The sequence below is a fragment of the Rhizobium sp. N324 genome (assembly GCF_001664485.1).
Classification (GTDB): domain Bacteria; phylum Pseudomonadota; class Alphaproteobacteria; order Rhizobiales; family Rhizobiaceae; genus Rhizobium.
This window is the reverse complement of record NZ_CP013630.1, coordinates 3,237,695-3,252,469: the sequence shown is the minus strand read 5'-3', so window position 1 is coordinate 3,252,469 and position 14,775 is coordinate 3,237,695. Positions and strand designations below refer to the sequence as shown.

The following is a 14,775-nucleotide window of genomic DNA, read 5'->3' as shown; positions in this document are numbered from 1 at the left end:
GGTGATGCGATGATGAATTTTTCATCATCTGCCTGTTTTGGGGTAGTTCTTTGCGGGGCTTTCCTCTAAATCCCGATGATATTTCTCCGCAAATTGTGCGGCGGCGCATATTTCAATCACAGGACCAGGTGTCATGGACACGCCGATCGACGCGCGCAGGCTTGCGCCGACAACCGATAATCGTTGGGGCGCACATTTCCGTGCAACGCTGGCGCTCGGCATTCCGTTGATCGGCGCGCAGCTCGCCCAGCTCGGCATCAACACCACCGACGTGATGATCGTCGGTCGCCTCGGCGCCGAGCATCTGGCGGCGATGGTGCTTTCGGCGCAGTTCCTGTTCACGATCCTGATCTTCGGCTCCGGTTTTGCCATCGCCGTCATTCCGATGGTGGCGCAGGCCTATGGCCGCGGTGACGTCGTCTCGGTGCGCCGGGCGCTGCGCATGGGTCTCTGGGTAGTGATCGCATATTGGGTCATCATGCAGCCCGCCTTCTTCAATTCGGAGCAGATCCTTCTCTTCGCGCAACAGAAGCCGGAGGTGGCCAAGCTCGCCCATGGCTACATCATGATCGGCCAGTTCGGCGTGCTGCCGGCGCTGCTTTTCAATGTCATGCGGGCCTTGGTCAGCGCCATCGGCAAGGCGGGCATCATACTCAACGTCACCATCGCCACGCTGGTGCTGAACGCGATCTTCGCCTATGCCTTGGTGCTCGGCCATTTCGGCTTTCCGGCGATGGGGCTCGAGGGTGCTGCGATCGTTTCAGTCGTCGTGCAGACGGCCGGCTTTCTCTTCATTCTTGCCTTCGTCCAGAAGCGGGAGGAGACACGCCGCTACGAGATCTTCGTGCGGTTCTGGAAGCCTGATTGGCATGCGCTGCTTGAGGTTCTCCGGCTCGGTTTTCCGATCAGCGTCACCGTGCTTGCCGAGGTCAGCCTGTTCACGGTGGCATCGCTCCTGATGGGCTATATCGGCACCATCGAGCTCGCCGCTCACGGCATCGCCCTGCAATGGGCCTCGATCGCCTTCATGATCCCGCTCGGCCTCAGCCAGGCAGCGACGGTGCGCGTCGGCGTCGCGCACGGGCAGGGCGATTACGATGGGCTGGTGCGGGCGTCGATCATGGTGCTGATCCTTGCCTGCGCCATTTCGGCGGTCGGCTCGGTGCTCTTTGCCACCATGCCGCAATTCCTCGGCAGCTGGTTCCTTGACGTCAACTCGCCTGAGGCGTCAGCGGTGCTTGCCTATGCCGGACCACTGATCGTCGTCGCCGGGCTTTTCCAGCTGGTCGATGGGCTGCAGGTGGTCGCCAACGGATTGCTGCGCGGTCTGAAAGACGCGCGGGTGCCGATGATCATGGCGTTGATTGCCTATTGGCCGATCGGCTTCTTCCTCGCCTGGGCCTTCGCCTTCCCGCTGGGCTTCGGCGGCATCGGCATCTGGTTCGGTTTCCTCGTCGGGCTGGCGGCGGCCGCCGTCATGCTCTGCTGGCGGTTTTATCTTCTGCTTCGCCGGGAAGGAGCGACTTCAGGCGCCTGAGCCGGCCGTCTTTGCCCTCAGGCCGCGACAGGCTTGTAACTGGCGATATCGGCTCGAATGCCGAGACGTGCGAACATTTCCTGCGGATCGAAATTTGCGGCCTTATGGGCGGCCGCCACGGCTATCCGCGCACGTTCGACGACCTCGGTATTTTCCCATTCGGCAATGGTGACGAAATTGAATTCGCCGGGACCGGCGACCTGCTCCAATACCCTGTGATCGATGAAACCTTCCTGCGCTTCCAGCAGCTTGTGGGTCATCATCACCTTGACGAGAAATTCCTCGCGTGCCGCAGCCGGCACGACGAATTTGTCGACACGAAAGAAAGCTCCGCTCATCCATTTTCCCCTGCATCAGATGTCTTCGGGCGTTTGTAATTCCTCAACTATGGTTGAGGTCAATATGGTAGCGAAGACGTCCGGTCACTAACTTGGAATTGCCGGGCGACCGCTTCCTGAAGCCGTCGTGTTCCAGAGTGACGGCATTGCTTCCTATGTCGTGGTTTTCGACAACTGGATCGTCAACCTCGACGCAGTCGGTCACAAAGAAGGATGACGGCTCAAGGGAGGTGGAGATCGCCTGGACATCACCTCTTAACCATTTGTTGACTCACCCGCGGTTGAGCAATAACTTATGAAGTCGGTCGTTGGGCTTGTCCTCACATGACGGATCAATCTCTTCAGCGTCGCCTTGCCGCCATCGTCGTTGCCGATGTGGTGGGATATTCACGCCTGATGGAGGCTGATGAAGTCGCGACGCTTGATAACCTCAGGGAACTCCGTTCTGGCGTTATCGAGCCGGCCGTGATGCGCCACAACGGTCGCATCTTCAAGGTCGTGGGCGACGGCTTCCTGATCGAATTCGCTAGCGCGGTGGACGCGGTCGAAGCAGCGTTGGAAATGCAACGGCCCACCACTGCTGTCGACGCTTCCGGAGATCAACGCCTGCTTTTGCGTATAGGCGTCAATCTGGGAGATGTCATTGACGACGGTTCAGACGTCCTCGGCGACGGCGTCAATGTCGCGGCGCGCCTCGAGACGCAGGCCGCGCCGGGAGGTATCTGCATTTCAGCCGGCGTTCACGGCGAGATCATCGGCAAGATCGGCGACCGGTTCTTCGACGCAGGCGAACGCTACCTGAAGAACCTCACTCGCCCAGTCCACGTGTGGCATTGGCCGGATGCGCTGCGGAGCATATTGCCGCTGCCCGACCGTCCCTCGATCGCCGTATTGCCGTTCACGAATATGAGTGGGAATGAAGCGGACGCGCCTTTCGTCGACGGCTTGACCGAAGACCTGATCACCGACCTTTCCCGTACGGTTGGCCTGTTCGTCATCGCGCGCAATTCCGTCTACGGCTACAAGGGCAAGCCGGTCGACGTACGGCGGGTCGCCCAGGAACTCGGCGTCCGCTACGTCCTGGAGGGGAGCGCCAGACGCGCAATGGGCCGTGTCCGCATCAATGCTCAATTGGTCGACGCGCTTGGCGGCCAGCACTTGTGGGCAGAGAGGTTCGACAGGACGCTGGAAGATGTTTTCGAATTACAGGATGAAGTCAACGCCAAGATTGTTGAAGCCCTCGTCGGCCGGCTGACCATCCCGACGCCGCGCAATCGGCCGAAGAACTTTGAGGCGTACGATCTGTGTGTGCGCGCCCGCCTCCTGACGGAAGAGTCGCCGCAAACCGAGCGTGAGGCCTATATGCTGCTCCAGCGCGCGCTCAAGCTCGAGCCATCATATGCCGAGGCGCTCGGGCTGCTCGCCTATAACCGGTGGCTGGCCTGGACTCATTTCGGCGAGCCCGAAGATCCCAACCGGGAGATGGCGACGACATCAGCGCAGAAGGCGGTCGAGCTCGATCCCAACGATGCCGGCTGCCGTTACGTCCTGGGGACCATTTTGGCCTATGAGCGGCGATGGGAGGAATCGGAGGCCGCCTTCGCCAAGGCCCTGGAGCTGGACCCCAACCACGCCGACACCTGGGCCGCCATGTCGGACATCTCAGTGCTGGACGGCAGGGTTGCCGACGGACTGGCGCAGATCGAAAAAGCTCTGCGGCTCAATCCCCGTCCAGCCTGCTGGTATCTTTGTCATCTTGGACAGGCGCAATACGCCGCGCGTGACTATGAGGCGGCAAGCGCTACGCTCCGCAGGGAAGACACCTATCGTACCAACTCACGCAAATTCCTGGCTGCTACGCTTGCGCAGTTGGGCCACAGTGAGGAGGCACGGCGAGAAGCAGAATTGTTCCTGATCGCCCACCCCCATTTCACGATCGGCCATTGGCTGAGCTCCCAGCCGCTGCGCGATGGCTCCGTACGAGACCACTTTGTCGACGGCTTTCGAAAGGCCGGCCTGCCGGAGATGTGACAGCGGGTGGGAACAATCCCGGCGCGTTCGAGGACTTGATCAACGGAATGCGCTGCGCGAAACGACGGTCTGGATCGCAGTGCCAAGCTTCTTCAGACGCTCGACAAAACGCGTCAACCCGCCCGAGTCTCGGCTGCCGGTTTGGCGGGCCTTTGCGAAATCGGCAGTTCTTGAAATCAGCGTTCGGCGAGCGCCGGTTCGCCCTTCTTTTCGCGCACCATGTTGATGAAGCGGCGGAAGAGATAGTGGCTGTCTTGCGGGCCGGGCGAGGCTTCCGGATGGTGCTGAACGGAGAAGATCTGCTTGCCGAGCACGCGCAGGCCGCAATTGGTACCGTCGAAAAGCGAAATATGAGTCTCTTCAACGCCGTCGGGCAGCGACTTCGAGTCGACCGCGAAGCCGTGGTTCATCGAGACGATCTCGACCTTGCCGGTCGTATGATCCTTGACCGGGTGGTTGGCGCCGTGATGGCCCTGATGCATCTTCTCGGTCTTGGCGCCGAGGGCGAGACCCAGCATCTGATGGCCGAGGCAGATGCCGAAGACCGGGATATCGGTCTTAACGAGCGTCTTGATCACAGGCACCGCATATTCGCCGGTTGCGGCCGGATCGCCGGGGCCGTTCGACAGGAAGATGCCGTCCGGCTGCATGGCGAGCACGTCTTCGGCGCTCGTTGCGGCCGGCACGACGGTGACCTTGCAGTCGAGACCGGCAAACAGCCGCAGAATGTTGCGCTTGACGCCGTAGTCGAGGCAGACGACGTGGTATTTGGCGTCCGCCGCGGCGAGTTCGCCGTACCCTTCGTTCCAGACCCACGGCGTCTCGGTCCATTGCGAGGACTGGCCGGAGGAGGCGATCTTGGCAAGGTCGAGGCCTTCGAGGCCGCTCCAGGCCTTGGCTTCGGCCTTCAGCGCTTCGATGTCGAAGACGCCGTTCGGATCGTGGGCGATCACCGCGTTCGGGGCGCCGTTCTCACGGATCCAGGCGGTCAGGGCTCGCGTGTCGATACCGCAGAGACCGATGACGCCGCGCGCCTTCAGCCATTGGTCGAGATGCTTGGCGGCGCGGTAGTTCGAAGGCTCGGTGATGTCGGCCTTGAAGATGACGCCGACGGCGCCGTGGCGGGCGGCAGGCGTCAGATCCTCGATGTCTTCATCGTTGGTGCCGATATTGCCGATATGGGGAAAAGTGAAGGTGACGATCTGGCCGAGATAGGAGGGGTCGGTCAGGATTTCCTCGTAGCCGGTTAGCGCCGTGTTGAAGACCACTTCGGCCTGGACCTTGCCGGTGGCGCCGATGCCCCTGCCTTCGATGACCGTGCCGTCGGCAAGAACGAGCAGGGCGGTCGGCTTTTCGATTGTCCAGGGTGCTGTCGCGGTCATCTTCATCCCGTTTCCGGCGGTCGGTGCGCGTTGCCGCGCTCGTCGCCATTTGATCTCGCAGGCGTGTGGGCACGGCTATGCCGCGCGCTTCAGGCCTGATCACGAATTTTGGTGCAGGTGGCGGTAAATAGCCACGCAATCGCTGAGCGTCAATCTTTGTAACCGGGATTGCCGCCGTTTTCCTGCGCTTTATCGCGGCGACCGCGCAATTTATTTGATCCGCCGCATCAGCGTGGTTTATGAAGCGGCATCAAAACAGGAGTGAAGACCATGCTGCGCGATCAACTCGCCACCCAGCTGAAAGAGGCGATGAAGGCCAAGAATGCGGAGCGGCTTTCCACCGTCCGGCTGATTCAGGCCGCGGTCAAAGATCGCGATATCGCCAATCGCGGCACCGGCAAGGAGCAGGCGAGCGACGACGAGATCCTGCAGATCCTCGCCAAGATGGTGAAGCAGCGCGACGAATCGGCAAAGATCTACGAGGAGAACTCGCGGCCGGAGCTCGCCGCCAAGGAGCGTGCCGAAATCACCGTCATTCAAGATTTCATGCCGAAGCAGCTTTCGGACAGCGAAGTGCGCGCCAATGTGTCGGCGATCATCGCCGAGACCGGTGCTGCCGGCGCCAAGGACATGGGCAAGGTGATGGCCGCGCTCAAGGAGCGTTATGCCGGCCAGATGGATTTCGCCAAGGCGTCGGCGACCGTCAAGGAACTGCTGAGCTAATGCATGTCGCCCGGAAGTGTGCAGCGGTTCCGGGACAACGACATGCATCAAAATAAAGGGTTAAAGCGCAAGGAGCGAATCTGGAAAATCGCGACGCGCTTTAAGCCGGCTCAGACGACGCGTCTTGCCTGCGGTTCGTCCAGGACCGCAGGCCCGAGCACCGCTTCGGCCGCGGCATCGATGATGGCGAATTTCGCCGCCTGATAATTCCAGTATTCGAGAATGAAACGGCGCGACAGCCAGAAATCGCCCTTGCGGGAGGGGCCTGTCCAGCCGACGCTCTCCATGGCCGCTGCCTGCGTCAGCAGCCGCTTCAGGTGCGTGTTGGAGATCATGAACTGTTCGCGGATTTCCCTGAGCGACAGGGGGCCGACCGCGACGCGTTCGGCCCCCCGGGGAAATTCCGGCAGGCGCGAGATCAGGTAGTCCATTACCAGACCGCCGGTATTTGCCCAGTTGAAGAGATTGAAGGTGGGGCCAGGGTTGCGCACCCGTTCGCTGCCGATGATCGCCTTGGCGATCCGCGGCTGGATCGCGGCCATCATCGCCGAGGCATCGGCGGTGACCTTGCCGGCGCGTTGACCGCCGTCGAGGCTGTCGAGGATCATCAGATGGGCGAGGAGCCATCGGGTGAAATGCTGCTCGGCGGTTTCCGTGGGCTCCAGATAGCGCGTGCGCTTGTCAGGCCCGGGAACCGGCCGCAGGAAACGATAGGCCAGCATTTCCTGCATGAAGGCCGCCGCCGTATTGCGGCTGGCGATGTCGTTCCTGACCGCGAAATCGATGAAGCGGCCGGAATAAAGGCCGCTCCTGCCGTCGTCGGGATCGCCGTAATGAAGCGCAAAGCCGGCATGGGCCATCAGCCAGCGCTGCTGCGCGGCGAAAATCGAGGCGATGCGCGGGCTCTCACGATAGATCGAAAGCATCTGATCGGCGCAATGCAGGATCGCAGCGAGAAATCGATCGTCTGCTGCAAGAGTTTCAGCGGTAAAGGCCATGTGGAGGGCGTCCAGGGAGTTCGGCGCATACTTCTTTCACGCAAGCGTCGCCTGTCAACGGTTTTGTCAATAATCAGTTAATTTCAAAAGGGAATTTGTATCAGGGGAAGCTAAAATTTAAGAAGGCAGGAGCTGGGGGCGCTCCTGCCTTCTTGCTCTTTGCTTCCGCCGGCAAACGCAGGGCCGAGGCCCAAGCCGGAGGGTATTTGCAAAGGCACCCTTGCGAAGCGGCGCCGGGGGTAGGGATGGTGCTTCGCTCGGGGATCGCTTTGTTGAGATCGAACCTATTGCGGGGCGGCGGCTTATTCAAATTACAAAAAAATAATGATTGCCGAAAACGTCGTTTTTGGAGGCTTCGAAGCGAAGGCTAGGATGGCAGCGCCGGGATAAAGCTGCGCCATCGATGCGTCAGATAAGCGCCTGTTTTAAAATGATTAAATCTGGCGAAATTAGAGATCGCCACTCTTGCCGAGACAATTGCCGCGGTTGAATTTCAGCGCTTGAACGGCAATAATGTCGCACCCTGTCGCAGGGGGCGATAACGCGTTTTTGATTGGATAACCGACGCGACCGGGGACGGGTGCACTTGCCTGTGAATAGCGGGTTTTCATGACAAGTTTCGTGGCGTGGAGCGGCAAAGCAGCTTATATGGAGGCTGGCCAAGAGGTATAAATGCGTTTTTCCAACACCTTTCTCGATGATATTCGCGACCGCGTTCCGATTTCGAACGTGATTGCGCGCCGTGTCAGTTGGGATAAGCGCAAGACCAACGTGTCACGTGGCGATTACTGGGCCTGCTGCCCGTTCCACGGCGAGAAATCGCCGAGCTTCCACTGCGAGGACCGGAAGGGCCGCTATCACTGCTTCGGCTGCGGCGTCACGGGCGACCATTTCCGCTTCCTTACCGAGCTGGAGGGCTTGAGCTTTCCCGAGGCGGTGCAGCAGATCGCCGATATGGCCGGCGTTCCGATGCCGCTTGCCGATCCTGTGATGGAGAAGCGCGAGAAGGAACGCGGCTCGCTGATCGACGTCATGGAGATGGCGACACAATTTTTCCAGGATCAATTGCAGACGGCGAATGGGGCGAGGGCGCGCGCCTATCTGCGCGACCGCGGGCTGACCGGGCGCACCATCGAAACCTTCCGTCTCGGCTATGCCCCTGACAGCCGCAATGCGCTGAAGGAATTTCTGGCCGGCAAGGGCGTGCTGAAAGAACAGATCGAGGCCTGCGGCCTGGTCGTTCATGAAAACGTGCCGGTTTCCTATGATCGTTTCCGCGACCGCATCATGTTCCCGATCCTCTCGTCGCGGGAGAAGGTGATCGCCTTCGGCGGCCGCGCCATGTCATCGGATGCGCCGGCGAAATATCTGAACTCCAACGAGACGGAACTCTTTCACAAGGGCAACGTCCTTTATAATTTCGCCCGCGCCCGCCGCGCCATCCAGGGGCCGGGCCGTAGCGATCAGCAGGACGACAATGCCAGCGGCACCATCATCGCCGTCGAAGGCTATATGGATGTGATCGCGCTCTATCAGGCGGGCATCGAGAATGCCGTCGCGCCGCTCGGCACGGCGCTCACCGAAAACCAGCTCGAGCTGCTTTGGAAGATGGTGCCGCAGCCGGTGCTCTGCTTCGACGGTGACGGCGCCGGCATCCGCGCCGCCAATCGCGCCGCCGAACTGGCGCTGCCGCATCTGAAGCCCGGCCGTTCCGTCCGCTTTGCGCTTCTGCCGGATGGCAAGGACCCGGATGATCTGGTGCGCGATGACGGCCGCGCGCCCTTCGACAAGGTGATGAGCCAGGCAAAGCCGCTGTCGGAGATGCTGTGGAGCCGTGAGATCAATACCGGCAAGTTCGACACGCCCGAGGCACGCGCCGAACTCGAGGCGCGGCTGAAGCAGCTGGTCGCCGTCATCGCCGACGAGAATGTGCGCCGTCACTACCAGCAGGATATTCGCGACCGGCTGAACGCCTTCTTCCAGCCTCAGTTCCAGAACCGCAACAATGGCGAGCGCCGCGGCTTCAATGGCAATGGCAATTACCGGGCGGGCCGCGACAATGCGGGTAAGGCAGGGCCGAAAAGCCCCAGCCTTATTTCCGACCGGCTCGCCCGCTCAGGCCCGGTGCGCGGCCACCGGGACAATACGGCGCTGCGCGAAAGCGTGCTGGCGCTCACCATCGTCAATCATCCGTCGCTGATGATCGACGATTATGACGAGATCGCCGCGATCGATTATGACAGCCGAGAGTTGAAGCAGCTCTGGTCGGCTGTGCTTGGGGCAGCGGCTGCCGTCGCCGGCCCGCATCTGACGCGCGAATATCTGACCGAAAGGTTGGAATTCGAGGGCTTCGGTCCGCTGATCAAGAGCCTCGACCAGCAGGTGCGCAATGCCAGACTCTGGACGGCGACCGAGGAGGCGGCGATGGAGGATGCGCGTGAGGGGTATCGCCAGGCGCTCGCCTTCCACAAACGGGCAAAGGCACTGCGCCGGCAGAAAATGGAACTCGAACGCGAGATTGCGCTGGCGACCGAAGCCGGCGACGGCGAGGCGATCGTTCAGCTGATGCGGGCGCAACAGGAAGTGCATTTCGAAGGTGTGCGGCTTGAGAACCAGGAGGCAATCATCGACGGCTTCGGCGTGCTCTCCGGCCGCGTCAAAGGGGCGGCGAACCACTGATGCCGCAGACCGAACGGAACGAACCGGGCTTTTCCGCCTCCGATGCGTTGTTTTCCGCCGGCCGAGCGCCGCTCGATATTCTCAAGCAGGTCTACGGCTATTCCTCTTTCCGCGGCAAGCAGCAGCAGGTGGTCGAGCATGTGGTGTCAGGCGGCGATGCCGTGGTGCTCTTTCCGACAGGCGCGGGCAAATCGCTGTGCTTCCAGATCCCGGCACTCTGCCGTGACGGCGTCGGCATTGTCGTTTCGCCGCTGATTGCGCTGATGCGCGATCAGGTGGAGGCGATGAAGCAGCTCGGCATCCGGGCGGCCGCGCTCAATTCGTCGCTGTCGCGCGAGGAGTTCGTCGAGGTCCGCCGCGCGCTTTCGGCGGGCCGGCTCGACCTTCTCTACGTGACGCCCGAGCGCATCCTCACTGATGGTTTTCGCGAGCTGATCGCCAACGAGAAGATCGCGCTGTTTGCCATCGACGAGGCTCATTGCGTCTCACAATGGGGCCATGATTTCCGGCCGGAATATCGCGCGCTCGGCCAGCTGGGCGAGCAATATCCGGGCGTGCCGCGCGTGGCGCTGACGGCGACGGCCGATCCGCATACGCGCGACGACATCATCGAGCGGCTGGGGCTCGACGCTGCCCGGATCTTCACCACCAGCTTCGACCGTCCGAACATTGCTTACGAAATTGTCGAGCGCGACCAGCCGCGTCAGCAGCTGTTGCGCTTCCTGTCCGGCCACAAGGGAAACAGCGGCATCGTCTATTGCCTGTCGCGCGCCAAGGTCGAGGATACGGCAGAATGGCTGAACGGCCAGGGCGTGCGTGCGCTTGCCTACCATGCCGGCATGGACAGGGCGGTTCGCGACGCCAATCAGGATGCCTTTTTGAAAGAGGAGAACCTCTGCCTCGTCGCCACCGTCGCCTTCGGCATGGGCATCGACAAACCGAATGTGCGGTATGTCGCCCATCTCGACCTGCCGGGTTCCGTTGAGGCCTATTACCAGGAGACGGGGCGCGCCGGCCGCGACGGTCTGCCGTCCGAGGTCTGGATGGCCTACGGCATGGCCGATGTCATCCAGCGCGGCCGGATGATCGACGAGGGCGGTGCCGCCGCTGAGATCAAGCGGGTCGAGCGCGCCAAGCTCAACGCCTTGCTGGCGATCTGCGAGACCGCTTCCTGCCGCCGCCAGGCGATTCTTGCGCATTTCGGCGAGGCGCATGCCGGACAATGCGGCAATTGCGACACCTGCCTGAAGCCGGTCGAGACCTGGGAGGGCACGGAGGCGGCGATCAAGGCGCTCGCCGCGATCTATCGCACCGGCGAACGTTTCGGTGCGGGCCACGTCATCGATGTGCTCGTCGGCAATGTCAACGAAAAGACCGAGCGTTTCGGCCATGCCGATATGCCTGTTTTCGGCGCCGGCAAGGATATTCCATCGCGCACCTGGCAATCCGTCTACCGCCAGCTGCTTGCCATGGGGCTGGTCCGGGTCGATCACGAGGCTTACGGGGCACTGAAGCTGGAGCCGGAGGCGCGCGCTGTCTTCAAGCACGAGCGGCAGGTGTTCTTCCGCAAGGACCGGCCGGCCTCCGAACGGCGCACGAAGAAGGCGGAGCGCAGCGAGCGCAAATCGGGACTGTCGGGCTCCGACGGCGCTCTGTTCGAGGCGCTGCGGGCCGAGCGCATGGCGATTGCCAAATCGCTCGGCGTGCCGCCCTATGTCGTCTTCCCCGATACGACGCTGATCGCCTTTGCCACGGAGAAGCCAAGGAGCCGCAAGGAGCTGCTTGCCATATCGGGCGTCGGCCAGGCGAAGCTCGAGCGTTATGGCGATGCGTTCCTGGAGATCATCCTGGCCCAGGACGGCTGAGCGGGCCGACCGATGTCTTCGGCCCAGCGCTGAACAAGACAAGCCGATGGCGATATGCTAACCCGGAAGCTATAAAAAACATCAGGAAGGGCCGCGCATGACCTCGCCATTTCTCTCCCATCTCAGTGCCGAAATTTCGGCGCTGAAGGATGCCGGCCTCTATAAATCCGAGCGAGTGATCAGCTCCAAGCAGGCAGGCGAAATTGCCATTTCGACCGGCGAGCGGGTGCTGAATTTCTGCGCCAACAATTATCTCGGCCTTGCCGACAACGAGGAACTGGCCGAGGCCGGCAAGCAGGCGCTCGACCGCTATGGCTACGGCATGGCCTCGGTGCGTTTCATCTGCGGCACGCAGGAAGAGCATAAGCAGCTCGAAGCGCGCATCTCCTCCTTCCTCGGCATGGAAGACACGATCCTCTATTCCTCCTGTTTCGATGCCAATGGCGGTCTGTTCGAAACGCTGCTTTCCGAAGAGGATGCGATCATCTCGGATGCGCTGAATCACGCCTCGATCATCGACGGTGTCAGGCTTTCGAAGGCCAAACGCTTCCGCTACGCCAACAACGACATGGCGGCGCTGGAAGAGGAATTGAAGAAAGCCGAAGGCAGCCGTTTCAAGCTGATCGCCACCGACGGCGTCTTCTCGATGGACGGCATCATCGCCAATTTGGGCGGCGTCTGCGATCTCGCCGAGAAATATGGCGCCATGGTCATGGTTGATGACAGCCATGCGGTCGGCTTCGTCGGCAGGCACGGCCGCGGCTCGCCCGAACATTGCGGCGTCGAGGGGCGGATCGACATCATCACCGGCACGCTCGGCAAGGCGCTCGGCGGCGCCTCGGGCGGTTATACTTCGGCGAAAGCCGAGGTCATCGAATGGCTGCGTCAGCGCTCGCGGCCCTATCTGTTCTCGAACACGCTGGCGCCGGTCATTGCCGCCGCCTCGCTGAAAGTGTTCGACCTGATCGAAAATGGCGATGCCTTGCGCAAGCGCCTTTCCGACAATGCCGATCTCTTCCGAACCGAGATGACGAAGCTTGGCTTCACGCTCGCCGGCGAAGGCCATCCGATCATCCCGGTCATGCTCGGCGATGCCAAGCTTGCCCAGGACATGGCGGGGTTGATGCTGAAGAAGGGCATTTACGTGATCGGCTTTTCTTTCCCGGTGGTGCCGAAAGGCCAGGCCCGCATCCGCACGCAGATGTCGGCAGCGCATTCCAGGGCGGATGTCGAGCGGGCGATTGCGGCCTTTGCGGAAGCGGGGCGGGAACTGGGTGTGATTTGAGAATGAGGCTGCCCCTCACCCTAACCCTCTCCCCGTAAACGGGGCGAGGGGACGTGCCCTGCGAGAGGATGGTGGGGACGGAGAGGTCGCCGCTTGTCCCCTTCGCCCCGCCTGCGGGGAGAAGGTGCCGGCAGGCGGATGAGGGGCCGAAACAGGCACTGACCAAGGGATACAGATATGTCGAACATGATGAAGGCGCTGGTCAAATCGAAAGCCGAAGTTGGGCTCTGGATGGAGAATGTGCCGGTGCCGGAGGTCGGGCCGAACGATGTGCTGATCCGGGTGAAGAAATCGGCGATCTGCGGCACCGACGTCCATATCTGGAACTGGGACCAGTGGGCGCAGAAGACTATTCCGGTGCCGATGGTCGTCGGTCATGAATTCTCCGGCGAGATCGCCGAGATCGGTTCGGCGGTCACCCGCTATCATGTCGGCGAGCGGGTTTCCGGCGAGGGCCATATCGTCTGCGGCAAGTGCCGCAACTGCCGGGCGGGCAGGGGGCATCTCTGCCGCAACACGCTGGGCGTCGGCGTCAACCGGCCGGGTTCGTTCGCCGAGTTCGTCTGCATCCCCGAAAGCAATGTCGTGGCGATCCCGGAAGATATTTCCGATGAGATCGCCGCGATCTTCGATCCGTTCGGCAATGCCGTGCACACCGCACTCTCCTTCGATCTCGTCGGCGAGGACGTGCTGGTCACCGGCGCCGGGCCGATCGGCATCATGGGGGCACTCGTCGCCAAACGGTCGGGCGCCCGCAAGGTCGTCATCACCGATATCAACCCGCACCGGCTGGACCTGGCGCGCAAACTGGGGATCGATCATGTCGTCGACGCGTCGCGCGAAAATCTGGCCGACGTGATGAAGACGATCGGCATGACGGAGGGTTTCGACGTCGGGCTCGAGATGTCGGGGGCAGCACCCGCCTTCCGCGACATGATCGACAAGATGAACAATGGCGGCAAGATCGCCATTCTCGGCATCGCGCCGGCCGGTTTCGAGATCGACTGGAACAAGGTGATCTTCAAGATGCTCAATCTCAAGGGCATCTATGGCCGCGAGATGTTCGAGACCTGGTACAAGATGATCGCCTTCGTCCAGGGCGGCCTTGACCTTGCGCCGATTATCACTCACCGCATCGGGATCGACGAGTTTCGCGACGGCTTCGAGGCGATGCGCTCGGGCAATTCGGGCAAGGTCGTGATGGATTGGATGTGAGGAGGAAGACATGCTCTATGAAGGAAGCTGCCATTGCGGCAAGGTCGCCTACGAGGTCGAAGGCGAATTCACCGAAGCGCTGGACTGCAACTGTTCGCTCTGCCGCCGGCGGGGCGGGCTTCTGGCCTTCGTGCCGCGCGACAAGCTGGTGCTGAAGACGCCCGAAAAGGATCTCTCGACCTATACTTTCAACCGGCATGTGATCCGGCATCACTTCTGCGCCAATTGCGGCATTGCGCCGTTCGGCGAAGGGGTCGGCCCGAATGGCGCGGCCATGGCCTCGGTCAATCTGCGCTGCATTCCCGCGGTCGATCTCGGCGCGTTGAAGGTGACGGCCTATGATGGCGAGGCAAAGTAGCCAATATTCGTCCGGACAGAGGCGAACACCACAACGATAGGACTGCAAAAATGGCGCGAACAACCGGCGCTGAGGGCAAAATCCTTGCTGCCCTTGTCTTTTGTTCGCCGCATCTTAAATAAGGCTTCGCAATCGCTGCCGCGGTTCAAAGCCTGTGGATAAGGCTTTTTCCGATGATTCGTGAGCTTTTTTTCTGGAAAAGCTTGACGAGAACAAAAAATGTGGGAATCACCGTTCGACTTGTTGAAACGGTGAACTGGGTCAAGGCGGATCGCGCAACCATGGCCGGAAATCCAAAAGCAAAAAAAGCTTTGCTGTCCGGTGCCGGCGATCGTGGTTAATCAGGCTTTAAATGTCATCCCGT

The 14,775-nt window shown here is 61.4% G+C and carries 12 protein-coding genes; 9 read left to right on the top strand and 3 right to left on the bottom strand.

All coding sequences use genetic code 11. The features are described 5' to 3' along the window. Nucleotides 1–133 precede the first annotated feature (133 nt). Nucleotides 134–1,537, top strand: a complete 1,404-nt coding sequence (locus tag AMK05_RS15645; RefSeq protein ID WP_064839880.1) for an MATE family efflux transporter — start codon at nucleotides 134–136, stop codon at nucleotides 1,535–1,537. Between the two features lie 17 nt (nucleotides 1,538–1,554). Here AMK05_RS15645 and AMK05_RS15640 read toward each other — a convergent pair whose 3' ends face one another. Continuing rightward, the gene (locus AMK05_RS15640; protein WP_049736244.1) at nucleotides 1,555–1,875 is read right to left on the bottom strand and encodes an antibiotic biosynthesis monooxygenase family protein; all 321 of its coding nucleotides are present in this window, start codon (nucleotides 1,873–1,875) and stop codon (nucleotides 1,555–1,557) included. A 324-nt stretch (nucleotides 1,876–2,199) separates the two neighbouring features. On the opposite strand from AMK05_RS15640, the gene AMK05_RS15635 reads away from it, so the two are divergent. After that, on the top strand, nucleotides 2,200–3,906 hold the full coding sequence (locus AMK05_RS15635) for an adenylate/guanylate cyclase domain-containing protein (protein WP_064839877.1): 1,707 nt from the start codon (nucleotides 2,200–2,202) through the stop codon (nucleotides 3,904–3,906). A 176-nt stretch (nucleotides 3,907–4,082) separates the two neighbouring features. On the opposite strand, the gene carA is transcribed toward AMK05_RS15635, so the two are convergent. Then, on the bottom strand, nucleotides 4,083–5,288 hold the full coding sequence (gene carA / locus AMK05_RS15630) for a glutamine-hydrolyzing carbamoyl-phosphate synthase small subunit (protein WP_064841399.1): 1,206 nt from the start codon (nucleotides 5,286–5,288) through the stop codon (nucleotides 4,083–4,085). A 270-nt stretch (nucleotides 5,289–5,558) separates the two neighbouring features. On the opposite strand from carA, the gene AMK05_RS15625 reads away from it, so the two are divergent. Further along, nucleotides 5,559–6,011, top strand: a complete 453-nt coding sequence (locus AMK05_RS15625) for a GatB/YqeY domain-containing protein (protein ID WP_049736298.1) — start codon at nucleotides 5,559–5,561, stop codon at nucleotides 6,009–6,011. 110 nt (nucleotides 6,012–6,121) lie between these two features. Here the strand turns inward: AMK05_RS15625 and AMK05_RS15620 are convergent, their stop codons facing one another. Continuing rightward, complete coding sequence (locus AMK05_RS15620) at nucleotides 6,122–7,009, bottom strand: hypothetical protein (protein WP_064839875.1); 888 nt, start codon at nucleotides 7,007–7,009, stop codon at nucleotides 6,122–6,124. Nucleotides 7,010–7,681: 672 nt separating this feature from the next. Here AMK05_RS15620 and dnaG point away from each other — a divergent pair. The 6 genes from dnaG (at nucleotide 7,682) to AMK05_RS35270 (ending at nucleotide 14,752) form a co-directional block, all read left to right on the top strand. After that, the gene (dnaG, locus tag AMK05_RS15615) at nucleotides 7,682–9,688 is read left to right on the top strand and encodes a DNA primase (RefSeq protein ID WP_064839873.1); all 2,007 of its coding nucleotides are present in this window, start codon (nucleotides 7,682–7,684) and stop codon (nucleotides 9,686–9,688) included. Next, complete coding sequence (recQ, locus tag AMK05_RS15610) at nucleotides 9,688–11,553, top strand: DNA helicase RecQ (RefSeq protein ID WP_064839871.1); 1,866 nt, start codon at nucleotides 9,688–9,690, stop codon at nucleotides 11,551–11,553. Before dnaG ends, recQ begins: the two co-directional genes overlap by 1 nt. A 97-nt stretch (nucleotides 11,554–11,650) precedes the next feature. Further along, on the top strand, nucleotides 11,651–12,838 hold the full coding sequence (locus AMK05_RS15605; RefSeq protein ID WP_064839869.1) for a glycine C-acetyltransferase: 1,188 nt from the start codon (nucleotides 11,651–11,653) through the stop codon (nucleotides 12,836–12,838). A 177-nt stretch (nucleotides 12,839–13,015) separates the two neighbouring features. Then, entirely contained in the window at nucleotides 13,016–14,053 is a 1,038-nt protein-coding gene (tdh, locus tag AMK05_RS15600) for an L-threonine 3-dehydrogenase (RefSeq protein ID WP_064839867.1), read from the top strand. A gap of 10 nt (nucleotides 14,054–14,063) precedes the next feature. Continuing rightward, nucleotides 14,064–14,411, top strand: coding sequence for a GFA family protein (locus tag AMK05_RS15595; protein ID WP_064839865.1), 348 nt, complete (start codon nucleotides 14,064–14,066; stop codon nucleotides 14,409–14,411). 173 nt (nucleotides 14,412–14,584) lie between these two features. Continuing rightward, nucleotides 14,585–14,752, top strand: a complete 168-nt coding sequence (locus AMK05_RS35270) for a hypothetical protein (protein ID WP_171899793.1) — start codon at nucleotides 14,585–14,587, stop codon at nucleotides 14,750–14,752. Nucleotides 14,753–14,775 lie beyond the last annotated feature (23 nt).

Coding starts and splice junctions, on each gene's coding strand:
- AMK05_RS15645 (WP_064839880.1), top strand. CDS start 134: ATGGACACGCCGATCGACGCGCGCAGGCTTGCGCCGACAACCGATAAT.
- AMK05_RS15640 (WP_049736244.1), bottom strand. CDS start 1,875: ATGAGCGGAGCTTTCTTTCGTGTCGACAAATTCGTCGTGCCGGCTGCG.
- AMK05_RS15635 (WP_064839877.1), top strand. CDS start 2,200: ATGACGGATCAATCTCTTCAGCGTCGCCTTGCCGCCATCGTCGTTGCC.
- carA (WP_064841399.1), bottom strand. CDS start 5,288: ATGACCGCGACAGCACCCTGGACAATCGAAAAGCCGACCGCCCTGCTC.
- AMK05_RS15625 (WP_049736298.1), top strand. CDS start 5,559: ATGCTGCGCGATCAACTCGCCACCCAGCTGAAAGAGGCGATGAAGGCC.
- AMK05_RS15620 (WP_064839875.1), bottom strand. CDS start 7,009: ATGGCCTTTACCGCTGAAACTCTTGCAGCAGACGATCGATTTCTCGCT.
- dnaG (WP_064839873.1), top strand. CDS start 7,682: ATGCGTTTTTCCAACACCTTTCTCGATGATATTCGCGACCGCGTTCCG.
- recQ (WP_064839871.1), top strand. CDS start 9,688: ATGCCGCAGACCGAACGGAACGAACCGGGCTTTTCCGCCTCCGATGCG.
- AMK05_RS15605 (WP_064839869.1), top strand. CDS start 11,651: ATGACCTCGCCATTTCTCTCCCATCTCAGTGCCGAAATTTCGGCGCTG.
- tdh (WP_064839867.1), top strand. CDS start 13,016: ATGTCGAACATGATGAAGGCGCTGGTCAAATCGAAAGCCGAAGTTGGG.
- AMK05_RS15595 (WP_064839865.1), top strand. CDS start 14,064: ATGCTCTATGAAGGAAGCTGCCATTGCGGCAAGGTCGCCTACGAGGTC.
- AMK05_RS35270 (WP_171899793.1), top strand. CDS start 14,585: ATGATTCGTGAGCTTTTTTTCTGGAAAAGCTTGACGAGAACAAAAAAT.